Annotated in this window: 16 protein-coding genes; 8 read left to right on the forward strand and 8 right to left on the reverse strand. The window is 51.7% G+C overall.

Annotated elements, in window-relative coordinates:
* Positions 1–100: 100 nt before the first annotated feature.
* The 3 genes from Hfont_RS03995 to Hfont_RS04005 all read left to right on the forward strand — a co-directional run bounded on the left by Hfont_RS03995 (position 101) and on the right by Hfont_RS04005 (position 2,992).
* Positions 101–1,282: a ribonucleotide-diphosphate reductase subunit beta gene (locus Hfont_RS03995; RefSeq protein WP_112990905.1), complete on the forward strand. Its 1,182-nt coding sequence runs from the start codon at positions 101–103 to the stop codon at positions 1,280–1,282.
* A 444-nt stretch (positions 1,283–1,726) separates the two neighbouring features.
* Complete coding sequence (locus Hfont_RS04000) at positions 1,727–2,356, forward strand: histone H1-like repetitive region-containing protein (protein WP_112990906.1); 630 nt, start codon at positions 1,727–1,729, stop codon at positions 2,354–2,356.
* Positions 2,357–2,449: 93 nt separating this feature from the next.
* Complete coding sequence (locus Hfont_RS04005; protein WP_112991697.1) at positions 2,450–2,992, forward strand: YggT family protein; 543 nt, start codon at positions 2,450–2,452, stop codon at positions 2,990–2,992.
* Between the two features lie 63 nt (positions 2,993–3,055).
* On the opposite strand, the gene Hfont_RS04010 is transcribed toward Hfont_RS04005, so the two are convergent.
* Positions 3,056–3,988 carry a carbohydrate kinase family protein gene (locus Hfont_RS04010; RefSeq protein WP_112990907.1) on the reverse strand — a complete coding sequence of 311 codons (933 nt, stop codon included), beginning with the start codon at positions 3,986–3,988 and terminating at the stop codon, positions 3,056–3,058.
* Here Hfont_RS04010 and Hfont_RS15040 point away from each other — a divergent pair.
* The gene (locus Hfont_RS15040) at positions 3,975–4,142 is read left to right on the forward strand and encodes a hypothetical protein (RefSeq protein ID WP_162845859.1); all 168 of its coding nucleotides are present in this window, start codon (positions 3,975–3,977) and stop codon (positions 4,140–4,142) included. The two genes, Hfont_RS04010 and Hfont_RS15040, sit on opposite strands and share 14 nt — an antisense overlap.
* Here the strand turns inward: Hfont_RS15040 and Hfont_RS04015 are convergent.
* The 7 genes from Hfont_RS04015 to Hfont_RS04045 all read right to left on the reverse strand — a co-directional run bounded on the left by Hfont_RS04015 (position 4,133) and on the right by Hfont_RS04045 (position 10,098).
* The gene (locus tag Hfont_RS04015; protein WP_112990908.1) at positions 4,133–5,335 is read right to left on the reverse strand and encodes a DUF3426 domain-containing protein; all 1,203 of its coding nucleotides are present in this window, start codon (positions 5,333–5,335) and stop codon (positions 4,133–4,135) included. The genes Hfont_RS15040 and Hfont_RS04015 overlap by 10 nt on opposite strands.
* Before the next feature lie 8 nt (positions 5,336–5,343).
* A complete protein-coding gene (gene prmA, locus Hfont_RS04020) occupies positions 5,344–6,276 on the reverse strand; it encodes a 50S ribosomal protein L11 methyltransferase (RefSeq protein WP_112990909.1) in 933 nt (310 codons plus the stop codon).
* A 166-nt stretch (positions 6,277–6,442) separates the two neighbouring features.
* A complete protein-coding gene (gene accC, locus Hfont_RS04025; protein ID WP_112990910.1) occupies positions 6,443–7,807 on the reverse strand; it encodes an acetyl-CoA carboxylase biotin carboxylase subunit in 1,365 nt (454 codons plus the stop codon).
* A 94-nt stretch (positions 7,808–7,901) separates the two neighbouring features.
* On the reverse strand, positions 7,902–8,363 hold the full coding sequence (accB, locus tag Hfont_RS04030) for an acetyl-CoA carboxylase biotin carboxyl carrier protein (RefSeq protein WP_112990911.1): 462 nt from the start codon (positions 8,361–8,363) through the stop codon (positions 7,902–7,904).
* A gap of 78 nt (positions 8,364–8,441) precedes the next feature.
* Positions 8,442–8,879, reverse strand: coding sequence for a type II 3-dehydroquinate dehydratase (aroQ, locus tag Hfont_RS04035; RefSeq protein WP_112990912.1), 438 nt, complete (start codon positions 8,877–8,879; stop codon positions 8,442–8,444).
* 83 nt (positions 8,880–8,962) lie between these two features.
* Complete coding sequence (locus Hfont_RS04040; protein WP_112990913.1) at positions 8,963–9,484, reverse strand: TlpA disulfide reductase family protein; 522 nt, start codon at positions 9,482–9,484, stop codon at positions 8,963–8,965.
* Positions 9,481–10,098 (reverse strand): hypothetical protein, encoded by a 618-nt coding sequence (locus Hfont_RS04045; RefSeq protein ID WP_112990914.1) that lies wholly within the window; start codon positions 10,096–10,098, stop codon positions 9,481–9,483. Before Hfont_RS04045 ends, Hfont_RS04040 begins: the two co-directional genes overlap by 4 nt.
* 73 nt (positions 10,099–10,171) lie before the next feature.
* On the opposite strand from Hfont_RS04045, the gene mpl reads away from it, so the two are divergent.
* The 4 genes from mpl to Hfont_RS04065 all read left to right on the forward strand — a co-directional run bounded on the left by mpl (position 10,172) and on the right by Hfont_RS04065 (position 14,918).
* On the forward strand, positions 10,172–11,551 hold the full coding sequence (gene mpl / locus Hfont_RS04050; RefSeq protein ID WP_112990915.1) for a UDP-N-acetylmuramate:L-alanyl-gamma-D-glutamyl-meso-diaminopimelate ligase: 1,380 nt from the start codon (positions 10,172–10,174) through the stop codon (positions 11,549–11,551).
* Positions 11,548–12,132, forward strand: coding sequence for a YqiA/YcfP family alpha/beta fold hydrolase (locus tag Hfont_RS04055; protein ID WP_112990916.1), 585 nt, complete (start codon positions 11,548–11,550; stop codon positions 12,130–12,132). The genes mpl and Hfont_RS04055 overlap by 4 nt, the downstream gene beginning before the upstream one ends.
* On the forward strand, positions 12,129–12,731 hold the full coding sequence (locus tag Hfont_RS04060; protein WP_277739831.1) for a chorismate--pyruvate lyase family protein: 603 nt from the start codon (positions 12,129–12,131) through the stop codon (positions 12,729–12,731). Before Hfont_RS04055 ends, Hfont_RS04060 begins: the two co-directional genes overlap by 4 nt.
* Positions 12,732–12,824: 93 nt before the next feature.
* Positions 12,825–14,918 (forward strand): ribonuclease catalytic domain-containing protein, encoded by a 2,094-nt coding sequence (locus tag Hfont_RS04065; protein WP_112990917.1) that lies wholly within the window; start codon positions 12,825–12,827, stop codon positions 14,916–14,918.
* The last annotated feature ends 45 nt before the right edge of the window (positions 14,919–14,963 follow it).

Below are 14,963 nucleotides of genomic sequence, written 5' to 3' on the forward strand. Positions count from 1 at the left end.
AATTGCATAATGCTGACAAAGCTGTATAAGGTTTTGTCGGCATTAAAGTTTTCGGCAACATCTGCACTATCGCCATATATAAATATTAAGGAAATACATCATGCTAAGTTGGGATGAAGAAGCAAAGCCAGTAGCACCGCAGCCGGCATTGCAACCAGCACTGCAACAAGTTCGCGACGCAGCAGCGCAACGCGTACAGGCACATCAAGATGTCGCCCTGAATCCTGCGTTGATGGCAAAGCCAGCCGCTGCAATTGATCCAACACGCCGCATGGATGCGGCTGACAAGCGCATCATCAATGGCCAGACAGACGTTAATCAGCTGGTGCCGTTTAAATACAAATGGGCATGGGACAAATATCTGGCCGGTTGCGCAAACCACTGGATGCCGCAAGAGATCAACATGCAGCGCGACATCGAGCTGTGGAAAAATCCGAACGGCCTGACCGAAGACGAACGTCGTCTGGTGAAGCGCAATCTGGGCTTTTTCGTCACCGCCGATTCTCTGGCTGCCAACAATATCGTGCTCGGTACTTACCGCCACATTACTGCGCCTGAATGCCGCCAGTACCTGTTGCGCCAGGCATTTGAAGAAGCGATTCACACGCATGCATACCAGTACATCGTCGAGTCGCTGGGTCTGGACGAAGGTGAGATCTTCAACGCCTACAACGAAATCGAATCGATACGCGACAAGGATCAATTCCTGATTCCGTTTATCGAAGTCCTGACCGATCCGCAATTTAAAACCGGCACAGTTGAGACTGATCAAACATTATTGCGTTCGCTGATCGTATTTGCGTGCTTGATGGAAGGCTTGTTCTTCTATGTCGGCTTCGCGCAAATCCTCGCGCTCGGTCGTCAAAATAAAATGATGGGTGCAGCAGAACAGTATCAATACATCCTGCGCGATGAATCGATGCACTGCAATTTCGGGATCGATTTGATCAACACAATCAAGCTCGAAAATCCGCATTTGTGGACGCCGCAATTTCGCGAAGAGATCAAAGCGTTGTTTTTACGCGCAGTAGAGTTGGAATATCGTTACGCAGAGGATACAATGCCGCGTGGAGTGCTTGGACTGAATGCTCCGATGTTCAAAGGCTATTTGAGATTTATCGCAAATCGTCGTGCGCAACAAATCGGTTTGGAACCGATGTTCGAACAAGAGGAAAACCCTTTCCCTTGGATGAGCGAAATGATCGATCTGAAAAAAGAGCGCAACTTTTTTGAGACACGTGTCATCGAATACCAGACAGGTGGCGCGCTCAACTGGGAATAAGCAAGTTGAGCAGAACCTTAAATGTGCAGTCGCATAAATATGAATCACCAGACTGCAAAAACAGGAAAGGCAACAACCAAATTTAATGAACAGTAGAAGACCTATAAGATCTCATCTGCTCAAGCCGCACCACCTGATTCAGTCAGGTGTGGCGGCTTTTTCTTTTAAAAAAGGTTTGTTTTTTCTGAAACAGAATTCCAATGCCGGCACGAGTGCTGGCGTTTTTTTTGGCTATAGCCGTAGCAGTGCTACGGGAAATACCTAGCCATGTAAGGCTGAAGTGCTGCATAAGTGAGGGGATGCAGCAGTTCAGCTGGTGCCAAATTCATTAGCGCAAGCAAGAGTACGCTTGTGCCGATGAATAATCCGCCAGTCCCATCGCGATGGGGTCGGCGGGTTTCCAATAGAAGCTTGATTTTTTCCATCACGTGAAGGAGAAACAAAATGGCAACAGCAGCAAAAAAACCAGCAGCCAAGAAACCGGCCGCCAAAAAAGCAGTAGCTAAAAAACCTGTCGCTAAAAAAGCAGCAGCTAAAAAGCCAGTGGCTAAAAAGGCAGTCGCCAAGAAGCCAGTAGCGAAAAAAGCAGTTGCTAAAAAAGCGGTAAAGAAAGTCGTCGCTAAAAAAGCGGTAAAAAAAGCAGTTGCTAAAAAAGCGGTAAAGAAAGTCGTCGCTAAAAAAGTAGTTAAAAAAGCGGTAAAAAAAGCAGTTGCTAAAAAAGCGGTAAAGAAAGTCGTCGCTAAAAAACCGGTCGCTAAAAAAGCGGTAAAAAAAGTCGTAAAAAAAGCAGCAGCTAAAAAACCTGCCGCCAAAAAAGCAGCAGCCAAAAACCCTGCAGCTAAAAAAGCGGTAAAGAAGGTCGTCGCTAAAAAAGCAGCAGCCAAGAAGCCTGCAGCTAAAAAAGCAGCGCCTAAAAAGCCGGTTGCTAAAAAAGCAGTAGCTAAGAAGCCTGCCGCTAAAAAAGCAGCGCCTAAAAAGCCTGCAGCTAAACCTGCAGCAGTCGCAGCACCTGCGGTAAAAACGGTATTGAACCCGGCAGCGGCTTGGCCGTTTCCAACGGGCACACGTCCGTAAATCCAGGTTCGCTTGGGTGAGCCTGATTAAATTCGGGCACAATCCGCTGTGTGGCTTACGTCGCACAGCGGTTTTTTTTTTGAAGGAGTCTTTGTGCTGGACAGTATATTTGCACTGATTATCGATACCGTCGCCATCGTGCTGGCGGGCGCCTTGTTACTCAGATTCTGGATGCAGGCGGTCCGCGTGCGTCCTCCGATGGAGATTGCGCAATTTACGTATCAATTGACGGATTGGCTGGTACGGCCGCTACGACGCATATTGCCGGGCGCAGGCGGTTACGATTGGGCCAGTTTGATAGGCGCGTTCCTGGTGGCATTGGTCGCCACGGCATTTGAAGTTTGGTTGCGCGGTGCTTTTGCGCCGCATGCGATTTTGCTGTTGACGGTTCTGCGTATTTGTCAGTGGGCGTTGTACGGTTTGATAGGCTTGTTGCTGATAGAAGTAATTTTCAGCTGGGTCAATCCACATGCACCATTGGCACCGTTTGTACGTGCCCTGAATGATCCGCTGATGCGGCCTTTGCGCCGGATAGTACCGCTGCTGGGAACTATCGATTTGTCGCCGCTGGTAGCCTTGATATTGCTGCGAATTGCGATTGAACTAGTGACGACTATCGTTGCGTCACTGCTGTAAGAATTTCGAGGGTCTCTGCTGACGGCTGAGTGCCGCCAGCAGGATGACATCCTAGAACCAATCTTAGAAGCGATAGCCGAAGGCTTGGTGGAAACGGTCTTCAATTTCGACGCGTGAAAAGACGTGATTTTGCGGGCCCTGATGGGTAATCTTGATTGAGCCCATCAAACTTGCCAAACGTCCAGTCGTCGCCCAATCCAGATTGTTCGTCAAGCCGAACAACATGCCGGCGCGGAATGCATCGCCGCAACCGGTTGGATCCACAACCTTACCTACTTTTACGCATGGAATCGCGAGGTGTTCACCACCGGTGAAAATGTCTGCACCTTGTTCACCACGCGTGACCACCAGTGCGGTGACGCGTTCTGCAATTTGTGCCAGCGACAAGCCGGTGCGCTCGGTCAATAACTCTGCTTCGTAATCATTCACAGCAACATAGGTTGCCAGGTCAATGAACTGTTTCAGTTCGTCGCCGTTAAACATAGGCAAACCCTGGCCCGGGTCGAAGATGAACGGCACGTTCAAGTCTGCGCATTGTTGTGCATGCTGCAGCATGCCATCGCGGCCATCCGGTGCAATGATGGCGATTGCGACCTCACCAGCTTGTGCAACCGTATTCTCGTGCGCGAATGTCATCGCGCCTGGGTGAAACGCCGTGATCTGGTTGCTGTCAGTATCGGTCGTGATGAAGGCCTGGCCGGTATAGGAAGTATCGATCGTTTTGATACATTGCTGCGAAATCTGCAGTTTTTCCAGATGTGCGCGATAGCTTGCTCCATCCTGACCGATGGTCGCCATGATGACTGGGTCGCCGCCGAGCAGCTTCAGGTTATACGCGATATTGCCGGCACAGCCGCCAAACTCACGGCGCATTTCCGGCACAAAAAAGCACACATTGATTTTATGCAGTTGGTCCGCCAGCAAGGCTTCAGAAAAACGGCTTTGGAACGACATGATTGTATCGAAGGCGAGGGAGCCGCAGATGAGTGATTTCATGGACTTAATTTATAGAAGTAAATGGGAATGGGAAATTGGTCGCAATCATACACTGCGCCTGATTGGCACGGTGATCGTTGGCGTGGGCCAAAATATGAAAAGTGATCTTGCATTAGCGCTCATATCTGCAAGCAGATTGGATGCTCAAGGATAAAACAAGTAGACGCGATAACCAGATGCCTTGATTTGCGCCAGTTCAAAAGACAGTTTGACGCTGTGTTCGCTACTTGCGGCAAATCCCTTGCGTACTTCACTCTCGGTCAGATAATCGCCAGGTTTGAAGACGCGGCGCAAGAGCGGCTTTTCGTTTGCATCGTTCAGAGTCAGTTCTATATGCGGCCATGCTTGTAGAGTGTCACTGTAATTGCGCAGCAGTGTAGTGAGTACAAACGTATCCTTGTTTTCGGCAAGAGTTTGCAACTCGCTGGATTCGATCGAAACCGCAGTAATTTGCGTCGGCAATTCTATGCTGCAGGCAAGCGCATCACACAGCTGAGTGAGGAATGGTTTGGCTTGCGGGAACATGCCGGCGATCTGATTGCGGAATAAATATGTGGCTTGTACCAGCGCGGCAATCAAGAGAATAAAGCAGGCGATGCCGATTGCGATGCGCAGCTTTTTGTCCAGCCGTTGTATGCGGCGACCGCGTTTGACGAAGGTGGGCTCATCGTCTTCAATCGATTCTGGCTCTGCTTGAATGCGTCTGGTTTTTGCCTTGGCCGATTTTTTGTTGCTGCGCCAGGGTTTGCGTTGCAAGTCTTCGATAGCCTCGTCCAGCTCATCCTTGCTGTGCGGATCGAAAGTTGGTCTATCTTCTGCGTTGCTGAGTTCCCGCTCGCCTGTATTTTTTTGTTCGGTGCTGTCGTTTTCTTCCGGATATTCACGCGTGAAATCGACCAGCGTCATGCGCTGTAAAGGATCTTCGCGTTTACTTGTTTCTGGTTCCACCGACTGCTGCGGTTCACTATCGATTTCGGGTTCGAATGAATCGGGAATGTCGAAGTCAATCTGGTCACTAGGAGTGCGGTTCGCCTCTGCCTCAATGTCATCTTCTACAACTACGGTGGCTGCAGATGATGTTGGTTCGTCTGCAGCGGTAGCAAGCGAAGGCTCTTCTACTGTTTGTTCAGCGACGAATTCATTGGGATGAGTGGCGACGACAGCAGGCTCAACCGCGCTTGAAATTTTTTCGGTCGACTCTGCATCCGGTGGCGGCAGCAAATGTTCGATGCCGTTGAAGATTTCCTTGCAGTGGCCACAGCGTACCAAGCCTGCGCGCAACTTCAATTGGTCATGTACGACGCGGAACGTCGTTTGGCAGTGGGGACATTGCGTCGCGAGTGCCATGGCGTTTGCTAGTTGCTGTCTGACGATTGTGCGGCAGATGAACGACCTGCCAATGCAACCCAGCCTTCGTGCTCTGCCCACACCGTCAATGCTATGAAAGGCGCGTAAGCTGCGGCGACTTCGTCAACTTGTGTGGCCAGTACGCCGGATAAGACCAGTTGTCCGCCAGGATTGACGCGTCCGGCCAGCATAGGCGCCATCAGTTTTAATGGGTTGGCGAGGATGTTGGCGACGACGACATCGAAAGTGTGCGCGTGACCGGATTCTGCAAATTCATCCGGTACATAATATGCGACATCGCAATGATTGCGTTCCGTATTGAATACGGCGGATTCAATTGCTTGCGGATCGATGTCTATGCCTATGACTTTTTCTGCGCCCAGTTTTTTGGCAACCATTGCCAGAATGCCAGAGCCGCAACCATAATCGAGCACGGTCAAATCTACAGGCGCATTCGCTTCCAGCCATTCCATGCATAGGCGCGTAGTCGGATGGCTGCCGGTGCCGAAGGCGAGGCCAGGGTCGAGTTCCAGCACTAGTGCATCTGGATCGGGGGCGTCATGCCAGCTAGGTACAACCCAGATATTTTTGCCGATATGAATAGGTTCGAACTGCGATTGGGTCAAGCGTACCCAATCCTGATCTTCGACCTTTCGCAAGGTGAATTTCACATCGCTCGCTGTCAGTCCAACAGTACTGGCGGCAGCAGCGACGATTGCGGTTTGATCTGCGTCGGCTGAGGTTAATGCGACGACGCGGCTGTTTTCCCACGCGGCTTCTTTGGGTTCCATACCGGGTTCGCCAAACAGCGGTTGTTCAGCGTCCGTGCCGAAATCGGCATCTTCTACCGAGACCGATAATGCACCGGCGTCCATCAATGCATCGGACAAGGATTCCGCATGCGTACGGGCGACTTCGATGACAATTTCGGTCCAGCTCATGAATACCTCAATGAATTACTTGGCCAGCCTATTATATTGGCTGGATGCCTGACTCGGCGGGATGATGGATTGTAATTGATGTGGGCCGTAACAACAGATTCGCTGTCGTTACGGCCCCAGTCCGGCGTATTACCTTAAGTGAAATCGAGGAGCTTGCGTCCGTCGATTATCCTTTTTTCGACAAGTCCGGTTTTTCCGCCAGTTTTTGTTCAAGGTAGTGAATGTTGGTGCCGCCTTCGATGAAGCGTGCATCCACCATCAATTCGCGATGCAAAGGAATGTTGGTGAGAATGCCCTCGACCACCATTTCAGACAAGGCAATTTGCATGCGCTTGATTGCTTGTTCGCGCGTCGCGCCATAAGAAATAACTTTGCCTACCATCGAGTCGTAGTTTGGCGGTACGTAGTAACCAGCGTAAGCGTGCGAGTCGACGCGTATGCCTGGGCCACCTGGCGCATGCCATGAAACGATCTTGCCTGGTGATGGCGTGAACTTGAATGGATCTTCGGCATTGATACGGCATTCGATTGCATGGCCGTTCAATACGATATCGCGTTGGCGATAGCGCAATTTTTCGCCGGCGGCGATGCGTATCTGTTCTTGCACGATATCGATGCCGGTAATCATTTCTGTGACCGGATGTTCAACCTGTACGCGGGTATTCATTTCGATGAAATAGAACTCGCCGTTTTCGTACAGGAATTCAAACGTACCTGCGCCGCGATAACCCATTTTGCGGCAGGCTTCGGCGCAACGATCGCCTATGCGTTCTATGGTTTTGCGTGGAATGCCTGGCGCTGGTGCTTCTTCCAGTACTTTTTGATGGCGACGTTGCATGGAGCAATCGCGCTCACCCAGCCATACTGCGTTCTTGTGTTCGTCAGCCAGAATCTGAATTTCCACGTGACGCGGATTTTCCAGGTACTTCTCCATATAGACTTCTGGATTACCGAATGCAGCGCCGGCTTCCGTTTTTGTCATGGTTACTGCATTCAACAATGCCGCTTCGGTATGCACTACGCGCATGCCGCGTCCGCCGCCGCCGCCAGCCGCCTTGATGATGACTGGATAGCCTATCTGGCGTGCAGTCTGAATGATCGCTTTGGTATCTTCCGGCAATGCGCCTTCCGAGCCTGGTACACATGGTACGCCAGCCTTGATCATCGCTTGTTTGGCCGATACTTTGTCGCCCATCATGCGGATAGATTCGGAACGTGGGCCGATGAAGACAAAACCGGATTGTTCTACGCGTTCTGCAAAGTCAGCGTTTTCAGACAGGAAACCGTAACCAGGATGGATCGCTTCGGCATCGGTGACTTCTGCCGCGCTGATGATCGCAGGCATGTTCAGATAGCTGAGTGTAGATGGGGCAGGGCCGATGCAGACAGATTCGTCGGCCAGCTTGACGTATTTGGCGTCGCGGTCCGCCTCGGAATGGACGACCACGGTTTTGATGCCCATTTCTCGGCAAGCGCGCTGGATACGGAGCGCGATTTCACCGCGATTGGCAATGAGAATTTTTTCAAACATAGTGGGAACGGGACTCGTCGTTATAAGGATGGAATCAAATCAACCGGCTTGAAAGCGGGAGCGGCATCTATGCCTAAGCTCCCTGATTTCAATCTCAGCCGATGATGAATAACGGTTGACCGAACTCAACTGGCTGACCGTTTTCGACCAGAATTTCCTTGATGACGCCGGAAGCGTCCGCATCGATTTCATTCAACAGTTTCATTGCTTCAATAATGCACAGGGTGTCGCCTTCTTTCACTACCGAGCCGACTTCGACGAATGACGGCGAACCTGGAGCGGAGGAGCGATAGAAGCTGCCGACCATAGGCGATTTGACGACATGACCTGCTGGCACTGCGGCAACTGGTGCTGCGGCAGCGACCGGCGCTGCAACTGGTGCGGCTGCCGGGGCGTACTGCTGGCCACCTTGCGGCTGCATCATGACAACCTGGTTTTGCGGTACTGGCGACGACTTGACGATGCGAACTTTGCTTTCGCCTTCGGTGACTTCCAGTTCTGCTATATCCGATTCTGCGACCAAATCAATCAGGGTCTTGAGCTTGCGTAAATCCATGTGAAATTCCTTGGAGATTTAATTTTTATGATTAAAGATGCCGGCAATTATAAGGCATTTGCCAGAAAATGGAAGAAATTAGAGCTTTTTGAGTGCGAATGCGATGGCGGCTGTGTAGCCGTCAACACCCAATCCGCAGATCACGCCGACGGCGATGCCGGACAGATAGGAATGGTGGCGAAAATTCTCGCGCTGATGAATATTCGATATGTGTACTTCAACAAAGGGGATCGCGACCCCAGTCAATGCGTCGCGCAATGATACGCTGCTATGCGTTAATCCGCCCGGATTGATGACAATCGCATCAATGCCTTCTTTTTTTGCAGCCTGTATGCGATCTATCAGTGCACCTTCATGGTTGCTTTGAAACGCTGTAAGCTTGGCGCCGCCTAGACTGGCTTGCTCAAGCGCCGCGCGCTCGACATCTGCCAAAGTGGTAGATCCATAGACCTCAGGCTCGCGCGAACCTAATAGATTCAGGTTGGGGCCGTTCAATAAAAGAATGTTTTTTGCCATGGAGATGCAACTCCGTTTGACGACGATGGCCGCATTTTGCCGCTAAATGACTATCCTTGGCAAGGACAAATCCTGCGCTCGTGCTAAAGAGCGTGTATATCTGCGCGCAACTGATCCATTTTCAATCGTCCCAAGTATGTCTTTTTGACATCGCCTTTAGGTCCGATGATCACGGTAAATGGCAGGCCGCCGGTTTGATTGCCGAACTGCCTAGATAGATCGGTGCCGGTCATTCCGGCCATATATAAGGGGTAAGTGATTTTATATTTGGCAGCAAACTCGCGAATATTGCTGGGCGAATCTATGCCTATGCCCAGGATCTGAATACCTTTTGGCGCCAGTTCGGTTTGCAGTGCAGTCAGTTCCGGCATTTCTTCCACGCAGGGCGCGCACCAGGTTGCCCAAAAATTAACAATCAGCGTTTTGCCCTGCCATTGCGCGAGCTTGTGTGTCTTGCCGTCGGCATCCGTCATTTCCTGCGCCAAAAAGGAAGCAACAGCAGCGGATTCCGGCTCCGCTGGCATGTGATGCCGAGAGCCGAAATACAAGCCGATGCTGGCAAAAATCAGGGCAATGGCGCCAACTAACAGGACATTTCGCTTCATTTCTGTTCGCTTTCTAATATAAGTGCACGTACAAACTCGATATCCGCGCGTTCTTGCCGTCCGGAGGCAGATTTTTTGACCGCGCCGCGCAGGTCGTCGGTTTCATAGAGTGCAAGGTGTACGCCTTCCTGCTGCCACATGAAGCTGAGGGTTTCCACCGGCTCGCTGCGGCCTTTGAAGTGGCTGGATTCGGATACTTCGAAGTCGATGCCTTTATTCAGCAGGTAGATTTCGACGTCTTTCGGACTCTCAGAAAATAACTGAAGGTGGATATCGGAATGTTCACCAGCCGTACCGTTCAACACTGCACCAGTCAAATGTGGCTGGAACGGCATCAACTCAGCCATGAGGCGCACGGCCAGATTGCGCAAATGCAAAAGTCGCGCCGGTTGCGTGTCGCCAAAGAATAATTCGTTATATAGACGTACTTCTTCTTCCAGCATCGCATTGTCGGGCAAGACGTCGCCACGAACTTTGTTGTTGCCTAGTATCTGTTTGGCGGCCTTGCGCTTGGCCGTGCCGTAGTCGACGCCATCTTCGGCAATCATGCGGGCTGCGGCTGCGGCGATTTCGGCGCGCAGCAATTCGGTGTTGGACAGGGAGTGAGTTGACATGCGTGAATGATACTCCCGCCGGCAGCAGCCCATCGTCGGGTAAAATCTCGTTATTCCAATCCGAAATTGTACAATGCATATTCACATACTTGGCGTTTGCGGCACCTTCATGGGTGGTTTGGCAGTGCTGGCAAAAGCCGCAGGTCACACGGTTACCGGTTGTGACGCCAATGTCTATCCGCCCATGAGTACGCAGCTCGAAGCGCAGGGCATCAAGCTGATTGAAGGTTTTGGTCCCGAACAAATCAACCTGAACCCAGACTTATACGTGATCGGCAACGTCGTCTCGCGCGGCAATCCCTTGATGGAAGAAATCCTCAATCGCGGTCTGCCTTACACATCTGGCCCGCAATGGATAGGTGAACACATTTTGCAAGGTAAGTGGGTGCTCGCCGTCGCCGGTACGCATGGTAAAACGACGACTTCGTCGATGCTGGCGTGGATACTGGAAGATGCCGGTTACGATCCCGGTTTCCTGATCGGCGGTGTGCCTATGAACTTCGGCATTTCGGCACGCTTGTCCGGCAGCGGCAAGGAATCGTCATTCTTCGTCATTGAGGCGGATGAATATGACACGGCGTTTTTCGACAAGCGTAGCAAGTTCGTTCACTACCGCGCAAAAACTGCAATTTTGAATAATCTGGAATTCGATCACGCCGATATCTTCCCTGATCTGGCTGCGATCGAAACGCAATTTCATCACTTGGTGCGTACAGTGCCCGGCGTTGGTCGCGTGGTCGCCAATGCGCGCGAAGAATCTCTTCAGCGCGTCATCAAGCGCGGTTGCTGGAGTGAAACCGAATGGTTTGGCACTGAAGAAAAAAGCGACTGGGCCATCACGACGCATGACGACGGTAATTTCGATGTCTTCTTCAATGGTGAAAAACAAGGCACGGTGAACTGGGCTTTGACAGGCGAACACAATCGCATGAATGCATTGGCAGCGATTGCCGCTGCGCGCCACGTCGGCGTGGTGCCGGCGCAGGCGATTGCGTCTTTAGGTCAGTTTGAAAACGTCAAACGTCGCATGGAATTGCGCGGCGTGGTGAACGATATCGCGGTCTATGACGACTTCGCGCATCATCCGACTGCGATTGCAACCACGGTTGCCGGTTTGCGCAAAAAAGTCGGCAAGTCGCGCATCCTGGCCGTGTTGGAGCCACGTTCGAATACTATGAAGCTGGGCACGATGAAAGAAGCTTTGCCCGGTAGTCTGGTCGATGCTGATCTGGTCTTCGGTTACGGTGCCAGCGGTAACGGCAAGGACGCTCTTGGCTGGGATTTGGGCGAAGCGCTCGCGCCTTTGGGCGACAAAGGCCAGGCTTTCAATGATTTGAATGCGCTGGTAGCAAGCATCGCAAAAAGTGCGCAAGCCGGCGACCAGATCCTGGTCATGAGCAACGGTGGCTTTGGTGGTGTACATCAAAAAATTCTGGATGCACTCGCGCCATGATTTTGTATCTGCATGGCTTTCGTTCGTCCCCGCAATCATCTAAAACCAGTTTGCTGGCTGCGCAGATGCAGGCGCTTGGTCGCGGCGATGAATACCTTTGCCCGCAATTGCCGGCATCGCCGCGCGCAGCGGTGGAACTGGCACTGGATATTGCCAGCAAAGTTGACCCATCAGAACTGACGCTGATTGGCTCATCGCTGGGCGGATATTACGCAACATGGCTGGCAGAAAAATTGGGATGCCGTGCCGTTTTGCTCAATCCTGCAGTATTTGCAGCGCGCGATCTGGCGACGCAAGTTGGTGTCAAAACGCAATATCACACGAATGAGCCATTTGAATTCAAGGCCGCGTATATTGACGAATTGAAGGCGCTGGCAGTCGAACGCATCACGCATCCGGAACGCTATTATTTAATCGCCGCGACTGGTGATGAGTTGCTGGATTATCGAGAAATGGTGGCGCAGTTCGCCAACGCCAGACAGCATATTATTGAAGGCAGCGATCACGGCATTTCCGATTTTTCTGAATACGCGGGTGAGGTGTTGGCGTTCTGCGGTGTCGATGCCGGAGCTGTTCAGTGAGTCGATTGATTCATCGTGTGAAGAGTCGTTGCGCCTCTCGTTCTTTGTTGCAGGCGCAGTGGTTTTCGCATGTGAATGGCGTGCACGCTTCGCCGCAAATGCGCGCATGGTTGACTGATTCCATGTCATTGACGAAAAAGTTGATCGCGCGTTGCGAACGTTTTCGTGTACAGCGTTTGGCGCAGCAGCATGCGCTGGTGCTGGCAGATGAATTTGCAGAAGTTGCTTTGCCACGCCGCACGCAAGTTCAGGAGCGCGAAGTGCTATTACGTTGCGATGAAAAAGCGATCGTGTATGCGCATACGATAGTGCCGCTTTCTGCTACGGCATCCGACTGGCCGTTTTTCGGCCGACTGGGTGAACGCTCGCTGGGCACCACTTTATTCGGTGACCCGCGTGTAGTACGCGGTGAACTGCAATATGCACGCTTGCATGCGCAACACCCACTGGTGTTGCGTGCGGCGGCGGCTTTAGGCGTCGTTTTGCACGGTCCCTTGTTTGCGCGCCGTTGTTTATACAAACGTGGCAATGGCTTGTTGCTCGTAACAGAAGTATTTTTGCCTGAGATAAAGAATATTCGGCAAAGTCAGCGCAATTGAAAATGCGCTCAACAAATTAAGTAATCGACTCGGCAGTGAGATCGATCAGCAAGTGAACCTGTTCCAAGAACACATTAATAAGCAAAGTATTGAATGAATCTATTTTTTGATGAATCCGGTGATTTCAAGGCCGGCGTCGCTATGTCGCAGCAAGGCGAGGCATATCAGGTTGAAATGCCTTCGGGTAAGCGCACCAAGGTCCGCGCTAAAGATGTGTTGTTGCAATTTTCTGCGCCGTCACCAAGCGAGTTCATGACGGATGCGCAAGCGATTGCAGCAGAGATCGATTTGGATTTTTTGTGGGAAGTTGCGGGTCAGGATGAATTCGGTTTTGCCGAATTGGGTACCGAATATTTTGGTCATGCGCCCAAGCCGCATGAAGCGGCCGGTTTGATCTTGCGTCTGCACGCCGCACCTGTTTATTTCTATAAAAAAGGAAAAGGCCGTTACAAGGCAGCACCGGAAGCGTCGTTGAAAGCCGCCTTGGCCGGAATGGAAAAGAAACGCCTGCAAGGTTTGGTGCAAGCGCAGTATGTGGAAGAGTTGAAAGCACATAAATTGCCGGATGCGATGCGTCCGCTGGTTTTGCAATTGCTGTTCAAGCCAGACAAAAATTCCATCGAATACAAGGCGCTGGATACGGCATGCAGTGAAATGCAGATTGCGCCACAGCGTTTGATGCTGGCTGTGGGTGGTATCAAGTCGGCCAAGGATTTGCACTTCTCGAAATTCCTGTTTGATTCTTTCCCTAAAGGCATAGGCTTTCCGGAAATCACGATTCCAGCATTGCCTGAATTACCGCTCGCCGATGTGCAGGCATTTTCCATCGATGATGTGACTACAACGGAAATCGATGATGCGATGTCGGTCACACGTCTGACAGACGGCAAGGTCAAGGTCGGTATCCATATCGCTGCACCTGCTCTGGGTATCAAACGCGATGATGCATTGGACACGATTGCGCGCCAACGTTTATCCACCGTGTATATGCCGGGCGACAAGATCACCATGTTGCCGGATGCATTGGTCGAGGCGTTCACACTGGCTGAAGGCCGAGTGTGTCCCGCGTTGTCGCTGTATGTGACGTTGGACCCGGCCGACTGGTCTGTGATTGCCAGTGAAACGCGGGCTGAACGCGTGCCGATTGCTGCCAATCTGCGGCATAACGATCTCGATGCCTATGTAACAGAAGACAATCTTGCGAAAGACGCGGGCGATTATCCCTACAAGGAAGATATCGCGCTGTTATGGAAGTGGGCGCAGTTTCTGGAACAGGGTCGCATGGCGAAACGAGAAAGTTTTGGCTTGCGTCCGGAGCAAAACAATCGCGTCGATTTCAACTTCTATGTGGAAGATGACATCGTATCGATACAAAGACGCAAACGCGGTGCGCCGCTGGACAAGATTGTGGCCGAGCTGGCGATTCTTACCAACAGTAGCTGGGGTAAATTGCTGCACGAGCACGGCGTGCCGGGTATCTATAGGGCGCAGGGCGGCGGTTCCGGCAATGGTTGGGCAGCGAAGATGCAGGTGCGCATGCAAACGCATGCCGCGCCACATCAGGGGCTGGGCGTCGATCAATATGCGTGGAGCACATCGCCTTTGCGTCGTTATACCGATTTGGTCAATCAATGGCAGATTCTGGCATGTATAGAGCATGGCGTGACAGCGCCGCTGGTTGCGCCGTTCAAGCAACGCGATGCGGATTTGTTTGCGATCGTGTCTGCGTTCGATGCTGCTTATAGTGCATATGCAGCATTCCAGTCCGATATGGAACGCTACTGGTGCCTGCGCTGGTTGAGTCAGGAAAAGGCTAAAGTACAAACGCAGGAAGACAATCTGAAAATCGAAGCGACGGTCTTGAAGGAGGAAATCCTGCGCCTGATCGACATTCCACTTGTGATCAAATTGCCTGGCATGCCGCAAGTCGCGCGTGGTTCGCAAGTCAAACTGGATTTGCTGCGTTGGGATGAGGTAGATCTGACGATAGAAGCGCGCTTGCTAGACATTACGCAGGATGCAAGTGCGAACGCAGCCGAACTGGATGCAGAGTTGGACGAAGAATTAGGTGACGACCTGACTGAAGATTTGTTGGAAGGCGATGCCGAACCGGTGCCGGATGAACAGGCAGTTGCAGCAGCGACGGAAGAGCCGTCAGCAATCGCAGCTACGGTTGCGCCGGAATAGGGGATGGAAAGTTCATTAAATTCGGCTGCGCTTTGTCGTAGAATT

It is taken from the genome of Herminiimonas fonticola (assembly GCF_003293745.1).
Taxonomy (GTDB): Bacteria; Pseudomonadota; Gammaproteobacteria; order Burkholderiales; family Burkholderiaceae_D; genus Oxalicibacterium; species Oxalicibacterium fonticola.